This is a genomic window from Methylobacterium sp. ME121 (assembly GCF_000974725.1).
In the GTDB taxonomy this organism is placed as follows: Bacteria; Pseudomonadota; Alphaproteobacteria; order Rhizobiales; family Beijerinckiaceae; genus Methylobacterium; species Methylobacterium radiotolerans.
Genome location: NZ_BBUX01000097.1, coordinates 1 through 17,642, shown reverse-complemented (window position 1 = coordinate 17,642; position 17,642 = coordinate 1). Strand labels below are relative to the sequence as shown.

General features: G+C 74.1%; 17 protein-coding genes. 6 read left to right on the top strand and 11 right to left on the bottom strand.

Annotated features, from left to right (window positions below; all coding sequences use genetic code 11):
• Window positions 1–532 precede the first annotated feature (532 nt).
• Complete coding sequence (locus ME121_RS30300; protein ID WP_053622469.1) at window positions 533–1,468, top strand: sugar kinase; 936 nt, start codon at window positions 533–535, stop codon at window positions 1,466–1,468.
• 110 nt (window positions 1,469–1,578) lie between these two features.
• Window positions 1,579–2,376 carry a DUF502 domain-containing protein gene (locus ME121_RS30295; RefSeq protein WP_012318647.1) on the top strand — a complete coding sequence of 266 codons (798 nt, stop codon included), beginning with the start codon at window positions 1,579–1,581 and terminating at the stop codon, window positions 2,374–2,376.
• A 131-nt stretch (window positions 2,377–2,507) separates the two neighbouring features.
• Here ME121_RS30295 and ME121_RS30290 read toward each other — a convergent pair whose 3' ends face one another.
• The gene (locus ME121_RS30290; RefSeq protein ID WP_012318646.1) at window positions 2,508–2,831 is read right to left on the bottom strand and encodes a hypothetical protein; all 324 of its coding nucleotides are present in this window, start codon (window positions 2,829–2,831) and stop codon (window positions 2,508–2,510) included.
• A 298-nt stretch (window positions 2,832–3,129) separates the two neighbouring features.
• Window positions 3,130–5,343, bottom strand: coding sequence for an ATP-dependent DNA helicase RecG (recG, locus tag ME121_RS30285; RefSeq protein ID WP_179239962.1), 2,214 nt, complete (start codon window positions 5,341–5,343; stop codon window positions 3,130–3,132).
• 98 nt (window positions 5,344–5,441) lie between these two features.
• Between recG and ME121_RS30280 the strand changes: the two genes are divergently transcribed.
• Window positions 5,442–6,326 (top strand): alpha/beta fold hydrolase, encoded by an 885-nt coding sequence (locus ME121_RS30280; protein ID WP_053622471.1) that lies wholly within the window; start codon window positions 5,442–5,444, stop codon window positions 6,324–6,326.
• A gap of 298 nt (window positions 6,327–6,624) precedes the next feature.
• Window positions 6,625–7,854: a UbiH/UbiF family hydroxylase gene (locus ME121_RS30275; RefSeq protein ID WP_024830421.1), complete on the top strand. Its 1,230-nt coding sequence runs from the start codon at window positions 6,625–6,627 to the stop codon at window positions 7,852–7,854.
• A 330-nt stretch (window positions 7,855–8,184) separates the two neighbouring features.
• Here the strand turns inward: ME121_RS30275 and ME121_RS30270 are convergent, their stop codons facing one another.
• Together ME121_RS30270 and ME121_RS30265 are read right to left on the bottom strand one after the other, a co-directional pair.
• Window positions 8,185–8,529 (bottom strand): hypothetical protein, encoded by a 345-nt coding sequence (locus ME121_RS30270; protein WP_012318642.1) that lies wholly within the window; start codon window positions 8,527–8,529, stop codon window positions 8,185–8,187.
• 161 nt (window positions 8,530–8,690) lie between these two features.
• Window positions 8,691–10,016: a class I adenylate-forming enzyme family protein gene (locus tag ME121_RS30265; protein WP_234741789.1), complete on the bottom strand. Its 1,326-nt coding sequence runs from the start codon at window positions 10,014–10,016 to the stop codon at window positions 8,691–8,693.
• Window positions 10,017–10,481: 465 nt separating this feature from the next.
• Between ME121_RS30265 and ME121_RS30260 the strand changes: the two genes are divergently transcribed.
• Complete coding sequence (locus tag ME121_RS30260) at window positions 10,482–11,255, top strand: invasion associated locus B family protein (protein WP_024830423.1); 774 nt, start codon at window positions 10,482–10,484, stop codon at window positions 11,253–11,255.
• Between the two features lie 96 nt (window positions 11,256–11,351).
• Here ME121_RS30260 and ME121_RS30255 read toward each other — a convergent pair whose 3' ends face one another.
• The 4 genes from ME121_RS30255 to ME121_RS30240 all read right to left on the bottom strand — a co-directional run bounded on the left by ME121_RS30255 (window position 11,352) and on the right by ME121_RS30240 (window position 13,941).
• Window positions 11,352–12,341 carry a DUF4424 domain-containing protein gene (locus ME121_RS30255; RefSeq protein ID WP_053622472.1) on the bottom strand — a complete coding sequence of 330 codons (990 nt, stop codon included), beginning with the start codon at window positions 12,339–12,341 and terminating at the stop codon, window positions 11,352–11,354.
• A gap of 83 nt (window positions 12,342–12,424) precedes the next feature.
• Window positions 12,425–12,763, bottom strand: coding sequence for a heat shock protein HspQ (gene hspQ / locus ME121_RS30250; RefSeq protein ID WP_012318638.1), 339 nt, complete (start codon window positions 12,761–12,763; stop codon window positions 12,425–12,427).
• Between the two features lie 47 nt (window positions 12,764–12,810).
• A complete protein-coding gene (locus tag ME121_RS30245; RefSeq protein ID WP_024830425.1) occupies window positions 12,811–13,209 on the bottom strand; it encodes a nuclear transport factor 2 family protein in 399 nt (132 codons plus the stop codon).
• A gap of 9 nt (window positions 13,210–13,218) precedes the next feature.
• A complete protein-coding gene (locus ME121_RS30240) occupies window positions 13,219–13,941 on the bottom strand; it encodes a DJ-1/PfpI family protein (protein WP_029359335.1) in 723 nt (240 codons plus the stop codon).
• A gap of 54 nt (window positions 13,942–13,995) precedes the next feature.
• Between ME121_RS30240 and ME121_RS30235 the strand changes: the two genes are divergently transcribed.
• Window positions 13,996–14,979, top strand: coding sequence for a GlxA family transcriptional regulator (locus tag ME121_RS30235; RefSeq protein WP_053622473.1), 984 nt, complete (start codon window positions 13,996–13,998; stop codon window positions 14,977–14,979).
• A gap of 281 nt (window positions 14,980–15,260) precedes the next feature.
• On the opposite strand, the gene ME121_RS30230 is transcribed toward ME121_RS30235, so the two are convergent.
• The 3 genes from ME121_RS30230 to ME121_RS30220 form a co-directional block, all read right to left on the bottom strand.
• Window positions 15,261–15,542: an endonuclease domain-containing protein gene (locus tag ME121_RS30230; RefSeq protein WP_327796347.1), complete on the bottom strand. Its 282-nt coding sequence runs from the start codon at window positions 15,540–15,542 to the stop codon at window positions 15,261–15,263.
• 276 nt (window positions 15,543–15,818) lie between these two features.
• Window positions 15,819–16,868, bottom strand: coding sequence for an HpcH/HpaI aldolase/citrate lyase family protein (locus ME121_RS30225; protein ID WP_053622475.1), 1,050 nt, complete (start codon window positions 16,866–16,868; stop codon window positions 15,819–15,821).
• 130 nt (window positions 16,869–16,998) lie between these two features.
• On the bottom strand, window positions 16,999–17,642 hold a 644-nt coding region (locus tag ME121_RS30220), incomplete at its 5' end, for a DUF2778 domain-containing protein (RefSeq protein ID WP_491892914.1).

Below are 17,642 nucleotides of genomic sequence, written 5' to 3'. Positions count from 1 at the left end.
TACGCGCCGACGCGATCTGTTGCCGAGTTCGCGAATCTGCCGCTGCCGCGCGGTGGACCGAAGCTCCTGAGATCCTCGACCGGCCCCGCCCCGCGGCGCGTTCGGCACACACCGCCATGACAGCAACGCGACGGTCTCCGGATCGGCCACGACCGTTCTCGCGGAGGCCGTTCTCGGCTACATGGTGTTTCGGAAGTGTGATTTTCCGTTCCGGCTTTGAATCTATCTCCGACAAACGCGCCGCAGGATGCGGCTAAGTTGTAGAATTCGAAAACTTGCGAATTTAATACAATTTGCATAACGGATTATCGACATAAATACTTAAACGAATTGTCGATTTGCGATATTTAATTCCAGAACACAGCGGAAATAAGCTATGAACATCGATCGGGCGGGCGGGCGCGCGGTTCGCAGATCGTCGAGCTCCGGAAGCCAGGCGCGCGACAGGACCGGCGAGACCGGGGCTTGTGGACGATTGACAGGTCGGTCCGAACAATGCGGGGAGACGGGGTCGCGCACCGGGAGGAACCGCATGAGGGTCGCCTGCATCGGCGAGTGCATGGTCGAACTGTCCGAACGCCCGGACGGGAATCTGGTCCGGGGCTTCGGCGGCGACACGCTGAACACCGCGCTCTATCTCGCGCGCCTCGGCGTCGCGGTGGATTACGTGACGGCGCTCGGCGACGACATCTGGAGCGACGAGATGGCGGCGGCCTGGGGCCGCGAGGGCATCGGCCTCAAGCGGGTCCGGCGCCTGCAGGGCCGGATGCCGGGCCTCTACATCATCCGCACGGATGCCGACGGCGAGCGCAGCTTCCACTACTGGCGCGACCGGGCCGCGGCCCGCGACCTCTTCACCGAGCCGGGCGCCGCCGAGACGGAGGCGGAGCTGGAGCGCTACGACCTCGTCTACCTGTCGGGCATCAGCCTCTCGCTCTACGGCGAGACCGGGCGCGCCGCCCTGTTCGAGACCCTGGCGCGCCTGCGGGGCCGGGGCGGCCGGGTCGCCTTCGACACCAATTACCGCCCCCGCGGCTGGCCCGACCGGGACGAGGCCTGGGCGGCCTTCCGCGCGGCCCTGGCTCTGGCCAACGTGATCTTCGCCTCGGCGGAGGACCTGGACTGGCTCTTCGGCGCGGCGGGCGAGGACGAGGTGCTGCGCCACCGCGGCCGGGCCGAGATCGTGCTCAAGACCTCGGGCGCATCAGGCCCCGTCGCCCGGGTGCTGCACGGCCCGGCCGACACCGCCGTGCCGGCCGGGCGCGCCGCGCGGGTCGTCGACACGACGGCGGCGGGCGACAGCTTCGCGGCGGGCTACCTCGCGGCGCGCATCGCCGGGCTGGCGCCGGAAGCCGCCGCCGCCGAGGCGCACCGCCTGGCCGGGGCGGTGATCGGACATCGCGGCGCCGTGATTCCCCGGGACGCGATGCCGGCCCCGGCCGCCCGGCCGCCCGGCCCGGGCGCCTGAGGCCGTCCGGGCCGCCCTTGAGGCGGACAAGCGCAACCGCTACCTCTCTGCCAGCGGGGGACGGCCCCCGCAGCGTCATCGCCGCCCGTGGCGCGGCCGAGAGGGCACCCGTGGCGCCGATTCCCCCGCCGATCCAGGTTCCCGAGCCCGACGCCGCCGCGGCGGGCGGCGGCGCCCCGAAGACGCGGGTCAGCGCGCGCGGCCGGCTGCGCACCTATTTCCTCACCGGCATCATCGTCGCCGGCCCGCTGGCCATCACCGCCTACATCACGTGGTGGTTCATCGCGCTGATCGACTCGTTCGTGAAGCCGCTGGTGCCGGCGAGCTACCTGCCGGACCATTACCTGCCGTTCTCGATCCCGGGCCTCGGCCTCGTGATCGCGTTCCTGGCGGTGACGCTGCTGGGCTTCCTCACGGCGAACCTCGTCGGACGCTCGGTGATCGAGTTCGGCGAGGTGCTGCTGGCGCGGACTCCCGTGATCTCCGGCCTCTACAAGGGCCTACGGCAGATCTTCGAGACGCTGTTCTCGGCCAACGGCACCTCGTTCCGCACGGTGGGGCTCGTGGAGTTCCCCGTGAAGGGCACGTGGTCGGTGGTGTTCCTGTCCGCCCCGGCGGCTCACGAGGTCGAGGGGGCGCTGCGGGCCCGGGGGGCGCCGGCGGACGACCTCGTCGGCGTCTTCCTGCCCTGCGCGCCCAATCCGACGACGGGCTTCTTCTTCTACCTGCCGCGCGCGGAGGTGGTGGAACTCGCCATCAGCGTCGACGACGCCGCCAAGCTGGTGATGTCGGCCGGGGTGATCCAGCCGGAGGACCCGCAGGGCCGCCTCAACGCCATGGCGGCCACCCTTCGGACGGCCCAGCAGGCCGGCGGTCCGGTGCCCCGGCGGGAGCCGCAGGACGCCTGAGGGCCGGGCTCGGAGCGCTCCATCGTCGATCGCGACGCGCGGCCGGCCGCCCGGCAGCGGAGACCGGCCACGAGAAAGGGCCGCCCCGCTCGCGCGGGACGGCCCCGGATGTTCAGGCTGCCTGGGCGGCTTCAGCGCTGCAGCGAGGCCGTCTGCGGCGCGATGGTCGGCGGCGTCGCCTGCGCGACCGTCACGGCGCTGCGGGGCGCCGTCGGGCCCCAGCCGGACGCGCATTGAAGGGTGAGGGCCAGCCCCAGGGCGATGCAGAGCCCGTTGGCGGCCAGCCAGAAGGGCCGGGACGCCCGGCGCACGGCGGCCTGCAGCTCGTCCGCGGTCTTGCCCGCCGCCTCGGCGGCGCGATCCGAGATCGGCAGGAGCCAGGGCTCGGTCGGCAGGGCGTGGGCACCGGCCATCTCGTGGGAGCCCGGCAGGCCTTGGAACAGTCCGTTCGACATGTCCGTCCTCCAGATTCGTCCGTGATGTCCCGGCTTACCGGGCCATTCGTTCATCTCCAGTTAAGGGAAGAATATGGCTGATGCAAGGTCACGAGGCCTGTCCAGCGCCTCCCGGACCGCCCGCCAAGCGCCGCCAAGCTTCCGCGCGGTCTCGTCAAGCGCTTGAGAAATATCGTCTTTTCGGAACACCTGTGACATTGCCGCATCGGAGTACGGATCCGGCCACGCGGCGGTGATTCCGGATCCGGCCGTTCAGGAAGGCCGGGCTTTCCTGAACGAAACCGTTCAGGAAAGCCGTTCATCCGGCCCCGATCAGCCGGATCGCGGCCTCCCGCTCGAACAGGTAGAGCAGCACCCGCAGGGCCTGCCCCCGCGGGCTCCTGAGGCCGGGATCGCGCTCCACGATCAGCCGCGCGTCGTCGCGGGCCGCCTCCAGCAGGGCGGCGTCGCTCTCCAGCCGCGCCAGCCGGAACGCCGCCAGGCCGGATTGCCGGGTGCCGAGCACCTCGCCCTCGCCGCGCAGCTTCAGGTCGGCCTCGGCGATGCGGAAGCCGTCCTCGCTCGCGCGCATCATCTCCAGCCGGGCCCGGGACACCTGCCCGAGGGGGCCCCGGTAGAGCAGCAGGCACGAGGAGGCCTTCGAGCCGCGCCCGACCCGGCCGCGGAGCTGGTGCAGCTGCGCCAGCCCGAACCGCTCCGCGTGCTCGATCACCATGATGGTGGCTTCGGGCACGTCGACCCCGACCTCCACCACCGTGGTCGAGACCAGGAGCTTGGTCTCTCCGGCGGCGAACCGGGCCATGGCGGCATCCTTCTCGGGCCCCGGCATCTTGCCGTGGATCAGCCCGACCGCGTCGCCGAAGTGCTTCCGCAGGTCGTCGAAGCGCTCGGCCGCGGCGGCGAGGTCGACGAACTCCGATTCCTCCACCAGGGGGCAGATCCAGTAGACCCGCTCGCCGCCGGCGATCGCCCGGGCGAGGCCGGCCACGACCTCGTCGATCCGCTCGGTCGGCAGCGTGATCGTGCGGATCGGCTGCCGGCCGGCGGGCTTCTCGTCGAGGATCGAGACGTCCATGTCGCCGAAGAAGGTCAGCGCCAGGGTGCGGGGAATCGGCGTGGCGGTCATGACCAGGAAGTCCACCGCCTCGCCCTTGGCGCCGAGCGCCAGGCGCTGGTGGACGCCGAACCGGTGCTGCTCGTCGACGACCGCGAGGCCGAGGTCGCGGAACGCCACGGCCTCCTGGAACAGGGCGTGGGTGCCGACCAGGATGTCGATCTCGCCCGCGGCGAGGTCGGCGAGCGTGCTCTTGCGCTCCGCGGCCCGGTCGCGGCCGGTCATCAGGCGCAGGCGCAGGGGACCGGCCAGCGGTTTCAGCCGCTCGAAATGCTGGCGGGCCAGGATCTCGGTGGGCGCCATCAGGGCGGCCTGACGCCCGGCCTCGACCGCCGAGGCCATGGCGAGCAAGGCCACCGCGGTCTTGCCCGAGCCGACATCGCCCTGGAGCAGACGCAGCATCCGCCGGGGCGCCGCGAGGTCGGCGCGGATCTCCGCGACCGCCCGGGCCTGGGCGCCGGTCAGCGCGAAGGGGAGGGCGGCCTGGAGGCGGGCGCTCAGGGCCCCGTCGCCGGCATTGACGCGGCCGGCCTTGCGCCGCTGGCGGGCGCGCAGCAGGGCGAGCGCCAACTGCGAGGCGAGGAGCTCGTCGTAGGCCAGCCGCTTCCGGGACGGCGTCGCGGGCGGCGGCTGGAGGGGGTCCTCGGCCTTCGGGGGCGCCTCCTCGGGGCGGTGCTCGAGGCGGAGCGCGTCCGCGAAGGCCGGCAGGCGGTTCCGCTCCAGCCAGGCCGGGTCCTGCCATTCCGGCAGGACCGGCAGCCGGTCGAGGGCCACCACCGCGAGCTTGTTGATCGCCCGGGACGTCAGCCCCTCGGTGGCGCCGTAGACCGGCTCGACGGCGGGCAGCTCGGCGAGCCCCGCCTCGTCCACGATCCGGGACGGGTGGACCATCTGGCGGGTGCCGTCCCAGAGGTCGATCCGGCCGGTGATGTAGCGGTGCGCCCCGAGCGGCAGCATCTTCTCCACCCGGGCGCGGGGCATGCCGAAGAAGACCAGCGAGATGTCGCCGGAGGCATCCTCCACCAGCACCCGGTGCGGGCGCCGGCCGGCGCCGACCTGGGCCGGGCGGTGCGCCACCACGGTAACGCCGATCGTCACCGGCTCGCCGGTGGGGGCCTCGCTGATCGAGCCCATCAGCTTCCGCGCCACGCCGCCCTGGGGCAGGTGGAACAGCAGGTCCACGACCCGGGCCTCGCGCTCGGGGGTCCCGAGCAGCCTCTCGATGAGCGGCGCCATCTTCGGCCCGATCCCCGGCAGGGCGCGGGCCGGCGCGAAGAGCGGATCGAGGATGCTCGGCCGCAGAGTCGGGGCGACGGCAGGCGCGGGGGCGGCCTCCGCCGCCTCGGCCGCGTCGGAATCCTTCAAGGCCGGGTCCTGAGTCGGGCGTGCATCTGTCATGGCGGTTCGGCGGACATGGTGCCGGAGGCGCCTTATCATCCGGTGCATCCCGGCGCGCCAGTGCGGCAGGATGGAGACCGAACCCGGAGACCGATCCCATGGCCCGCGACTTCCTGCCGGAATTCGACCGGCACCGGATCGAGACCGCGCCCGGCGTGACGATCAACGCCCGCTCGGCCGGATCCGGGCCGCCGGTGCTGCTGCTGCACGGCCATCCCCAGACCCTGTCGACCTGGCTCCACGTCGCGCCGCGCCTCGCCGAGCGGCACGCCGTGGTGGCGATGGACCTGCGCGGCTACGGCGATTCGGCCAAGCCCCCGGGGGGCGAGCGCCACGCCAGCTACGCCAAGCGCGCCATGGCGGCCGACGCGGTGGCGGTGATGCGGGCGCTCGGCCACGAACGCTTCGCCGTGGTCGGCCACGACCGGGGCGGCCGGGTCGCCCACCGCCTCGCCCTCGACCACAGCCGGGCGGTGGAGCGGATCGCCGTGTTCGACATCGCGCCGACCGCGACCATGTACGCGCGCACCGACAAGGATTTCGCCACCCGCTATTTCTGGTGGTTCTTCTTCATCCAGCCTCATCCCCTGCCGGAGACGCTGATCGGGGCCGACCCGGAATACTTCCTGCGCCACCACGTCGACGGCCAGTCGAAGACCCCCGGCTCGACCCCGCCGGAACTCTTCGCCGAGTACCTGCGCTGCTACGCCGACCCGGCCTGCCGCCACGCGATCTGCGAGGATTACCGGGCGGCCGCCGGGATCGACCTGGAGCACGACGCGGCCGATGCCGAGGCCCGGATCACCGCGCCGCTGCTGGCGCTCTGGGGCGCGAAGGGCGTGGTCGGCCGGACCTACGACGTGCTGGAGACGTGGCGCGAGAAGGCGACCGACGTCTCGGGCCGGGCGCTGGATTGCGGCCACACCCTCCAGGAGGAGCGGCCGGACGCGGTTCTCTCGGAGTTGGCGGCGTTCCTGCGCTGAGTCGGCCGCCGGCCCGGAACAGATCGACCGCGATGTCGTAGCCCGCGTCGCAGATCCGGCCGCGCGCCGGGAACAGACCGGCGGCGATCAGCCGGTCGTAGCGGGCGCGGCGACGCGCCTCCGGGATGCGGCGCTGTGGCCTGCGCGGAGCGGGCTTGGCAGACATACCCGAAAGCTCAGATACGGGCACGTGCCGCGCGGACGCGACGCGACGGCCCTGTCCCGGGCCTCCGGCGAGCGTGGTCGGGCGAGCGTGGTCGGGTCGGCACGGGAACGAGCGGAGATCGTGCGGGGCAGCATGTCCGAGGGAACCAGGGTCGAAGAAGCCGGCGCGCCGTTCGCGGTCGCGGTGGTCGGAGCCGGGGCAGCCGGGCTCGCCGCCGCGCTGGCGATCGCGCGCGACGGGATCCCCACGGCGCTGGTCGGGCGCCACGCCCCAGTCGCGGACGGGCGGACCGTCGCGCTCCTCGACGGGTCGGTGCGCTTCCTGGAGGCGCTCGGCGCCTGGGAGGCGGTGGCGCCGCACGCGAGCCCGCTCTGCACGCTGCAGATCGTCGACGACACCGGCAGCCTGTTCCGGCCGCCGCCGGCGCAGTTCCGCGCCGCCGAGATCGGCCTCGACGCCTTCGGCTGGAACGTCGAGAGCGCCCGCCTGGTGGAGAGCCTGCGCGCCCGCGCCCGGGCGCAGGACAACCTCACCCTGGTCGAGGCGGACGCCGCCGGCGCCGTGCCCGGCGAGACGGCGGCGCGCGTCGCGCTGGCGGACGGGAACGCCGTCGAGGCCCGGCTCGTGGTGGGAGCCGACGGGGCGCGCTCGCCGCTGCGGGCCGCCAGCGGCGTCCGCGTACGCGACTGGACCTACCCGCAGAGCGCCATCACCACGATCCTGGCCCACGCGCGCCCGCACCGCGACGTCTCCACGGAGTTCCACACCCGGTCGGGACCCTTCACCCTGGTGCCGCTGCCGGGCGGCCACCGGTCCAGCCTCGTCTGGGTGACCGGGGAGGGGGCGGCCCGGCGGCTCGCCGCCCTCGACGACGCGGCGCTAGGACAGGCGGTGGAGCGACAGGCCCGGGCGATGCTCGGCGCCATGCGGGTCGACGGCCCCCGGGGTCTCGTGCCGATGCGCGGCCTCGCGGTGGCGACCCCGGTAGCCCCGCGGCTCGCGCTGATCGGGGAGGCGGCCCACGTCTTCCCGCCGATCGGCGCGCAGGGGCTCAATCTCGGCCTGCGCGACGCCGCGACCCTGCGCGACGCGGTGCTGGCCGCCGCCCGCGACCGCCGCGATCCCGGGTCGCGCGCCGTGCTCGACGGCTACGCGCGGGCGCGCCGCGTCGACACGGCGGCGCGCACCGCCGCGGTCGATCTCCTCAACCGCAGCCTGCTCAGCGACCTGCTGCCGGTGGACGCGCTGCGCGGCCTCGGCCTGCTGGCGATGACGCAGCTCGGACCGCTGCGGCGCCTGGTGATGCGGGAGGGCGTGCTGCCCCGGATCGGCGCGCCGGAGCTGATGCGCGCGGCGCGCTAGGACCGCTCCCGATCGTCTTGCGGCCGCCTGGACGAGGGGCATCTCCGGCCGAGGCCGCCGCGCCCTGCCCACTCTCCCGACGGGAGACGGAACCCGCGCCCCTCTCGGCACGGACGGGTTCGGCTGCAGGCTCCCCCGGGCAACGGCGCACGGATACGCTGCCTCGGCCCGGGGCGCGGGAGCGCCAGCGGAGGCGACGAAGGGGCCGCTCGGACGGCGCTCGGTCGCCGGAGGGCGCCCTCGAGGCGCGCCGGCGGGTCCGTCCGGGTGTCCCGGGCCAGGTGGGGCGAGGAGGAGCGACCGTCCGCGCGTCGGAGGCCGAGACGGGCCTCAGAGATCCGGCTGGGCGGCCACGTAGGCGCCGAGGCGGGTCGCGAGATCGACCGGGCCGCCGGCGCGGGCCTCGCCCGAATCACCGATGAGGATCACCGGGATGCCGCGCTCGCGCAGTTGGCCGCGGAGGCGGGCGGCGCGGCGGGCGTAGGCGGGATCCCGGCGGGTGGGCGCCTGGAGCAGCACGGCGGCCGGGCGGGCGATCACGGTCAGAACGTCGTCCGCCGCCTCCATCGAGGCGGTCACGCTCGCGTATCCGAGGCTGGCCAGCTCGCCCGAGAGGGACCGGTCCACGGCGCGGACACCGTCGTCGACCACGAGCACTTGTTGCAGCGCACCCATAAGCTTGAGCGGTACTCCATCCGGGACGGCTTGGAAAGATAGCCGTCACGACAATCCGATGCAGAACCCGCGAACAGGCGGATCGGATCCGTCGGTTCGTGTGCAGATGCGAGATTATCCGCGCCGCCTGAGTGCCGGATGAACCGGCGATCGCCCGCCGTTCAGGCGGACGGGACGGCCGCGGCGGCGATCGCCGCGACCGTCCCGTCCGCGCGCCCGCCCGCGCGGAGCGGCCGGAAGCCCGTGCTCCGCCACGCCAGGGGCTCGGTCGCCGGGGTCTCGCCGCGGGTAAGAGGGGCCGCCGCGCAGGCCGCCCCCCGGCAGGCGAGGGCGCCGTCGGCGCCGCCGGCGAGGTCCAGGAGATCGCGGGGCAGGAAGGCCTGCTCGGGCTCGGCCAGGGTCGCGGCGAGGTCGTCCGGGCCGGGGCGGGTGAGCACCAGCACCTCGCCCAGGACCAGGGAATCGAGGCGCTGCGGGCCCGCGGGCCCGGCGCTCCGCAAAGTCAGCCGGGCGGGCGCGCGGTGGACCACGTCGAGGACCCGGACGGTCCAGGGCAGGGGCAGGGCGGCGAGGGCCGATTCGACCCGCGCCGGGACCACCAGCCGGGTCGGCACCGGCCGCAGCAGGGCGGCGCGGAACCCGGCCTCGTCGAAGGGCAGCACGGTCTCCAGGCCGGCACCAGCCGCCAGGGCGGTGCCCAGGCCGGTCACGAGGCCGCGCAGGTCGTGGCCGGGCAGGAGCGTCAGGACCCGCTCGTCCGCGGTCAGGGGCAGCGCGTCGAGATGGGCGGCGACCGCCGCCGCCAGCGCCGCGGCGGTGCGGTAGACCGGCCGGCCGGGATCGCCGCCCGCGAAGGTGACGAGGCCGCGACTCGGCGCGGGATCGACCACGCCCCGCTCCAGGGCCATCGCGTCGAGGCTGATCACGCCGTCCGGCACGCTCGGGCCGAAGGCCGCGAGGTAGCGCAGGCCGAAATGGCGCATGGCCGCGCGGGTGAGGTCCTCCGCGGGCCGGCGCGCGCCGCGGCGGCCCTCCGTCAACACGGCCACGAGGCCCGCCGCCTCGATCCCGGCGGAGAGCTCCGCGTCGTCCCAGAGGGCCGGCATCGCGCAGGGCAGGTGGCCCGCCGCCTCGACGGCGAGGTGGGCGAGGGCCGATTCGGCGCCCCCCGAATACCACAGCCCGATTCGGCTGCCGGCCGGGAGCCGCCACGCGCCGATCCCGCGGGCGAGCCGCCCGACGATCTCGGCGGCGGCCGCGTAGGTCCAGGTGATGTTCGGGCGCCCGCACCACGCGACCCGGTCCCCCGAATCACGCAGGACCGTGCGCTGCGGGCCCGTCAGGGCGGCGGCGAACAGGCGGATCGCGAGACCGTCGGACGGGCCGCCGAACAGCCCGCCGGACAGGCCGCCGGGCCCGTTCTCGGATCGCGCGGACGCGTCCGGTGCGGCGTCGACCGCCCACTCCGCCACCGCCAACGCGCTCAAACCCGCCGCCCCCGCCGATCCTGCAGAACTCCTATCATCTCGGCCCCACAGGGTTAACCGACCGCTAAGAGGGCCGCGCCGCCGGGCGCCGCAGGAGGGCGGCCGGCGGCGGCCGGCGGCGCGGTCCGATCACGCGCTCGTGCCTCGCGGCCGCGCAACGTCGCGCTTGCGGCCGGGCGGACGGGGGCCTATCGGGGGCCGGGCGCGGCCAGGACGGTTCCGACAGCCCCAAGGCCGCGGTGTCATGCCTTCGCCTCATTCGAGGGGAAAGGCAGGCCGCCCGGTCGCCGGGGTGAGGGATGCGCGCAGACGGGCGCCCGTCCCGCCCGATGGCCGGACCGATTCATCCGGAGCTCCGGGCGGTGCGCCAACGCGGCGGGCGGCCGGTCGCTCCGGCGGACCTGCCGCCAGGCCGGCTCCGCATCCTGCCAGCCACACCACGTCTCTTCCAAGGGGTCAGAGCCGATGTCCTTCACCCGCACCGCGACGCTCGCCCGCGCCGCTCTCCTCGGCCTCGCGGGCCTCGGCCTCGCGGCCGCGCCGGCCCTGGCGCAGCCGAAGAAGCCCGCCGCGCCCGCCCCGGCCGCGCCGGCGCCGACCGCCCCGGGTACCCCGGCGGCCAACACCCCGGCCGCCCAGACGGGCCCGCAGATCGTCGCCGTGAAGTCCGAGCCGAGCCAGGCCGACTGGACCAAGGTCTGCGGCAAGGACCAGGGCTCGGGCACCGACATCTGCTACACGACCCGTGACTTCGTGTCCGACCAGGGCCAGCCGGTGTTGGCCGTGGCGGTCTACGAGATGAAGAACCCCGCCCAGAAGCAGGAGGTGCGCGTGGTGCGCTACCTGCTCCCGCTGGGCCTGCTGCTGCAGCCGGGCATCCGCTTCAACGTCGACGGCCAGGCGGCGACCGCCGGCCGCTTCGCGGTCTGCTTCCCGAACGGCTGCTTCGCGGAGGCCGGCGGCGTCGATGCCGGCGTGATCGCCGCGATGAAGAAGGGCACGACCCTCAACGTCTCGGTCCAGAACCAGACCCAGCGCGAGGTCACCTTCGCGGTGCCGCTGGCCGGCTTCGGCAAGGCCTTCGACGGCCCGGCCATCGACCCGAAGGTGCTCGAGGAGCAGCAGAAGAAGCTCCAGGCCGAGCTGGAGAAGCGCTCCGAGGACATGCGCAAGAAGCTCGAGCAGCAGCAGGGCGCTGCCCCGGCCGCCGGCGCGGCCCCGGCCCCCGCCGCCAAGTAACGAGTAAGCACCAGCGACCCGCCGCGCGGCGGGTCCGTATCGGGGGCCGGGCCGCGAGGTCCGGCCCTTCGCGTCTGGCCCGTCCGGCGGCGGGGTCTAGCGGATCCCCGCGGGCCCCGAGTCCGGCTGGACGATCAGCACGCGCAGGTCCTGGTCGGGCACGTAGTCCCGGGCCTCCCAGCGGAACGTGGTCGGCCCGGTCTTCCGGACGTCCGTGCGGCAGAAGCTCGCCACCGCCTCCGGGCTGCCCTTGTCGACCGTCAGGGTGAAGCGCCCGATCGGCGCGGCCCAGTTGCGCGCCGTGGTGACGATGTAGGGCACCACGGTCGCCCGCAGGTGGCCGCCGGGATCCGCCGCCTTCGCGTGCAGGCGCCGGATCGCCGCGAGCCCGGCCGCGTCCAGGCAGTAGGTCGCCCGGTAGGCCGCGCGGGACGCCGCCTTGAGGTCGAGCAGGTGGAAGCCGGTCACCGGCGCGTAGCTGTGCGCGATGCGGACCTCCTGCCCCGCCGGGAAGGTCTGGAGCCAGTGGAACTTGGCCTCCCCGCGCCAGAGCCCCTCGGTCATCCGGTCCGGCGCGTCCGCGACGTCGGGGAACAGGCCGGCCCTGACCAGCTCGGCCCATTCGGGCGCGCCGATCCGCCCGGCCGCCGCGCTGATCGCCGCGAAGCGCAGCGGGTTCAGCGGCAGGCCGTGGCGGCGCAGCAGGTCCGTCACCTCGCGCTCGCCCACGTAGGCGCGCTCCTCCAGCTCGGGCTCGAGGGGCCTGCCGTCCACCGTGACGGTGAAGCCGACGAAGTTCGGGCTGTCGGGCCGGGGCAGCGCCAGGGCCGAGAAGCTGAGTTCGCGCCCGTCGATCGGCGGCAGCGGGAAGGCGATCCGGACCGTGCGCGGCTCCTGAACCTGATTGCGGAACAGGTAGGACACGCCGATCCGGTCGCGGGCGATCGACAGGTCCTCGCTCACCAGGGCGATCCCGGGCTCGCGCCGCAGGACGAGGCCGCCGGCATCGAGCTCGGCGGCGCTGTCGTTGGCGCGGGCCGCCGTAGCGAGAAGGCCGGCGGTGAGCAGAGCGGCGGGTCGGATCATGGCGACGGGCTCGTCCGACGGCAGCGGCCGTCGCGGCAGACTAGCGCCCGCCGCTTGCCAGGACCTTCACGGGCCCGACCCGCTCAGTTCGTGGCGCGGTCGCGCATCCGGTACGCGCCGGCGGCGTCGCGCTCGAACATCTCGGCGATGCCGGCGTGGCGCAGGGCCTCGCCCGACGTGTCGGGCAGGAGGTTCTGCTCCGACACGTAGGCCACGTACTCGGTCTCGGCGTTCTCGGCGAGCAGGTGGTAGAACGGCTGGTCCTTGCGCGGCCGAACCTCCTCGGGGATCGACAGCCACCACTCCTCGGTGTTGTCGAACACCGGGTCGACGTCGAACACGACGCCCCGGAACGGGTAGATCCGGTGGCGCACCACGGCGCCGATCGCGAATTTCGCGGTTCTCAGTGTCACGTCCGACATGGTTCAACCCGTCCAGATCGGACAGATAGGTCCGATGACGGATCGTGTCACCCGGTCGCCGCGGAAGTCGGCGTCTCGGCGGCGCGGGCCAGGCGGTCCCGGACGGCGATCGCCTCCGGCAGCGGCCGCCACAGGACGGTCATCTCGGCGATGCGCCCGGCCGCGTCGAGGCGCCAGTAATCCATCCCGTCGAGCCGGTGCGGGCCGGCCGTCGCGCCGAAGAAGGCGGCGGCGTGCGCGGGGCCTTCCAGGATCTCGCGGATCTCGAAGGCGTCGACCGCCGCTAGCAGGGCGTCGACCACCGGCCGGATCGCCGCCTTCCCGCGCACGGGCTCGGCGGCGAGCGGCGTGTTGAGCACCACCGCCTCGGTCATCTGCGCCAGCATGGCGTCCCGGTCCTTCGCCGCCAGGGCGGCCGCGAAGGCGCGAACGTGGCTGAGGTCCATCGGAGTCTCCTACGAAATCCGGATGCCGAGGTCGGCCGCGATCGCCCGGGCGGTGGCCTCGCGCCGGGCCGTGATGTCGGCCGCCGCCGCCCGCACCCGCGCCACGGTGGCCGGGGAGGCCGTTCGGGGCGTGCCGCTGTCGAAGGGCGGCTCGGGGGCGTACTGCATGCCGAGCTGGATCGTCCGGGCGGCCTCGTCGCCGCGCAGTTCGGCGGCGAGCCGGAGCGCCCCGTCGATCCCCGCGGTGACGCCGGCCGCGAACACCCAGCGGCGGCCGTCCGCGTCGCGGTCGAGCACCACCCGCTCGTCCACCGGCTCGGCCCCGAAGAGGGGCAGCAGGTGGACCGCGTTCCAGTAGGTCGTGGCCCTGCGCCCGACCAGGAGGCCGGCCGCGCCGAGGAGCAGGGCACCGGTGCAGACCGAGAGGACGTGGCTCGCGCCCGCCGCCTGGTCGCGGATCCAGCCGAGCACGGCGGCGTCGCGCATCAGCGCCTCCTGGCCCTGGCCGCCCGGCACGTGCAGCACGTCGAGCCGCGGCGCCTCCGCCAGGGTCGCATCCGGCAGCATCCGGAGGCCGCGGACGTCGCGGACGGGCTCGAGGCGCGGCGCGTAGACCCGGTAGGTGCTGTTGGGCACCCGGGACAGGACCTCGAACGGGCCGGTGAGGTCGATCTGGTCGAGCCCCTCGAACAGGAGCGAGCCGATCTGCAGGTGGGTGTCGGGCGGGATCATGCCGGAGCCTCCGTGGTGGACAGGACGACCCTACCGCGTCAGGATCTGGCCGAAATGCCAAAGAGCCCTCGTTTCTCGCCAGACGCGCCGCGCCCCGTCGAGGTGCTGGCCTTCCCGTCGGTGCAGCTCCTCGACGTGGCCGGGCCGCTCCAGGTCTTCGCCACCGCCAACGAGCACGGCGGCGCCGGGATGCCCTACGCGCCGCGGGTGATCGCGGCCGGCGACCCGGGGCTCACCGCCTCGGCGGGGCTGCGGCTGGTGGCCGACCCGCTGCCGGATCCCCACACGCCGGTGGACACGCTGGTGATCGCGGGCGGCCCCGGCGTCGTCGCGGCCTGCGACGACGCCGCCCTGGTGGCCTGGGTGCGGACCCGGGCGGGCCGGGCCCGCCGGGTCGCCTCGGTCTGCACCGGCGCGTTCCTGCTCGGGGCGGCGGGGCTCCTCGACGGGCGGCGGGCCGTGACCCACTGGAAGCATTGCGGCGCGCTCGCCGCGCGCTACCGGCGCGCCCGGATCGAGCCCGACCCGATCTTCGTGCGCGACGGCCCGGTCTGGTCCTCGGCGGGGGTCACGGCCGGTATCGACCTGGCCCTGGCGCTGGTCGAGGAGGATCTCGGCCGCGCGACCGCCCTGGCGGTGGCGCGCCACCTCGTGATGTTCCTCAAGCGCCCCGGCGGGCAGGCGCAGTTCAGCGCGGCGCTGGCGCTGCAGGCGGGCGAGGAGCGGTTCGGGCGGCTCCACGCCTACATCGCCGACAACCTGTCCGGCGACCTGTCGCTGCCGGCGCTCGCCGCGGCGGCCGGGATGAGCGCGCGCAGCCTCAGCCGGCACTATCGCGAGGCGACCGGCCTGACTCCGGCCAGGGCCGTGGAGCGCCTGCGGGTGGAGGCGGCCCGGCGCGCGCTCGCCGAGACGGCGCAGCCGGTCAAGCGCGTCGCCCGGACCTGCGGCTTCGGCTCCGAGGAGACGATGCGGCGCAGCTTCCTGCGGCACGTCGCGGCGACGCCGCAGGAGTACCGGGCGCGGTTCGGCGGGTGAGGGTGGACTAGAGCCGTATCCGACCATGTTGCAACGGTCGGGAAGGAGGGCGAGCCCGGTCTCGCCAACCGCGCCAGGCCCCCTCTCCCGTGCGGGAGAGGGTTGGGGTGAGGGACGAGAAGGATCAGGACTGAACAGGCCGCCGATGCGCGTACAGGCGCGACTCTTCCGGACTGTTCTCATCCCTCACCCTGTCCCTCTCCCGCACGGGAGAGGGGACCCGCGCCTCGTTCGGCACGGGCTCGCCGATCGCCTGCGTCCCAACCCGATCGGGAACGGCTCTAGACCGTGTCGCGGCGTTCGAGGGCCGCCAGGATCGTCTCGCGCACGCCGTCGCGATGCTCGTGGATGTCGGCGTTCGGGATACGGAGCAGGGCGAAGCCGAGCGATTCGAGGATCGCGGTGCGCGCGGCATCCCGGGCGACCTCGCTGGCGGTCGAGTGCGTTGCGCCGTCGACCTCGACGATCAGCCTCGCCTTGAGGCAGGCGAAGTCGACGACGAACCGGTCGATCGGGTGCTGGCGGCGGAACTTCCAGCCGTTGAGCGCGCGATTGCGCAACACGCGCCAGAGCTCGGCCTCGGCGCTTGTTTGCGCGCGCCGCAGGCTGCGCGCGCGGGATCGATCTGCTCACCGCACGGTTCCGGCAACGCAGTTGCGGACCCGGTGGATGATACGGTGCTGCGGCTTGCGCGGGCCTAGCCCCAGCGAATTGTCCGGCTCCGCGGCGTCATCGCTTCAGAACGGCACGCGGGTCCCCTCTCCCCCACGGGAGAGGGGGGCGCGTCGCGACTCGCGGACGCCGAATCGGGACCGCCACACGCGGCCCCGGCAGCCCGCTCACCCCAGCTTGTAGACCGCCGCCAGCTCCGGATCCTTCGCGGCGACCAGCTTGGCGAGGTCCACGATGACCTTGGCCTGCTTCCAGGTGGCGTCGTCCTGCATCTTGCCGTCGAGCATCACGGCGCCGGTGCCGTCCGGCATGGCCTCGACGATCCGGGCCGCGAAGGCCACCTCGGCCGGGTCCGGCGCGAAGACCCGCTTGGCGATCGCCACCTGGCTCGGGTGCAGCGTCCAGGCGCCGGCGCATCCCATCAGGAAGGCGTTGCGGAACTGCGCCTCGCAGGCCGCGCCGTCGGAGAAGTCGCCGAACGGGCCGTAGAAGGCCTTGATGCCGTTGGCCATGCAGGCGTCGACCATCCGGGCGATGGTGTAGTGCCAGAGGTCCTGCTGGGCGCTCGCCCGGGGCGCGTCGCCGGCCGGGTCGGCGATCACCCGGTAATCGGGGTGGCCGCCGCCGACCCGGGTGGTCTTCATGCCGCGGGACGCCGCGAGGTCCGCCGGCCCGAGGCTCATGCCGTGCATGCGCGGCGAGGCCGACGCGATGGCGTCGACGTTGGCGACGCCCTCGGCCGTCTCCAGGATCGCGTGGACCAGGATCGGCTTCGTCACCCCGTGGCGCGCCTCGAGCTGGGCGAGCAGCTGGTCGATGTAGTGGATGTCCCACGGCCCCTCGACCTTGGGCACCATCACGACGTCGAGCTTGTCCCCGACCTCGGCCACGATCGTGAACAGGTCGTCCAAGATCCAGGGCGAGTTGAGGGCGTTGATCCGGGTCCAGAGTCCGGTGCCGGTGGCGGCGAAGTCGGTGGCCTGCGCCATGGCGACGAAGCCCTTGCGGGCCGCCTCCTTCTGGTCGGCCGGGACCGCGTCCTCCAGGTTGCCCAGCACCACGTCGACGGTCCCGGCGAGCTCCGGCACGCGGGCCCGGACCTTGTCGTTGTGGGGCGGCACGAAGTGGATCATCCGCTCCAGCCGCACCGGCAGCTCGCGGAACGGGGCCGGCGCGCCGGTGGCGAGGGGCTGGAAGAAGCGGCGGGGCAGTTTCATCGGGTGCCTCTTGTCAGGGCTGGCGTCTGAGCCCCGTTAAGGCAGCTTGGGCGGGCGCGTAAAGCCGCGCCGCGCCGAAGTGATCTCGGTCTTTAGTGATCTCGGACGCTCGGCCTAGCGCCGCCGAGCCTCAGCCCCGGCCGCCCCGGCGGCCGGCGAGGCCGATCCGGTTGAGGATGCCGCCGTCGCCGCTGCCGGCCACCACCACGAGGCGCCGGACCTCGCCCCGCAGGAAGGCCTGCAGGAAGCGGTTGTAGTCGCGGAACGAGACGCAGCCGTTCGAGGCGCCGGGCTGCCGCAGCATGTAGGTGTGGGCCAGCAGGCCGTCGCGGCCGTGGATCGCGGCGCTGCCGCCCACCGGGTTGAGGCGGATCGCCCGGACCCCGTGGAACAGGCGCTCGCGCTCGGTCAGCGTGTAGGTGCCGGGCGGGGTCGAGCCGCGCATGCGCAGGTGGACGTAGCGCGGGTTGTCCATGTGCTCGCCGAGGCCGGAATGGGCCTCCAATACCTCGCCGGAGGGCAGCGTCACCGTGCGGGCGGTGATGTCGTAGACGGCCGTGCCGGCCACCGAATCGGGCTCCGGGCTGATCCGGGTGCGCGGCGCCTCCTGCGGCAGGGCGTCCGGGCTGGCATAGGCCAGCGCCTGACGGGGCTCCTGACGATTCTCCTGAGACGGCGCGGCCGCGCCGACCCCGAACAGCTTCTCGAAGAAGGACGGCTCCTCGGCCATCGCGGCGCGGAACACGTCGCGGGTCCGGGGCAGGGCGCGGCTCG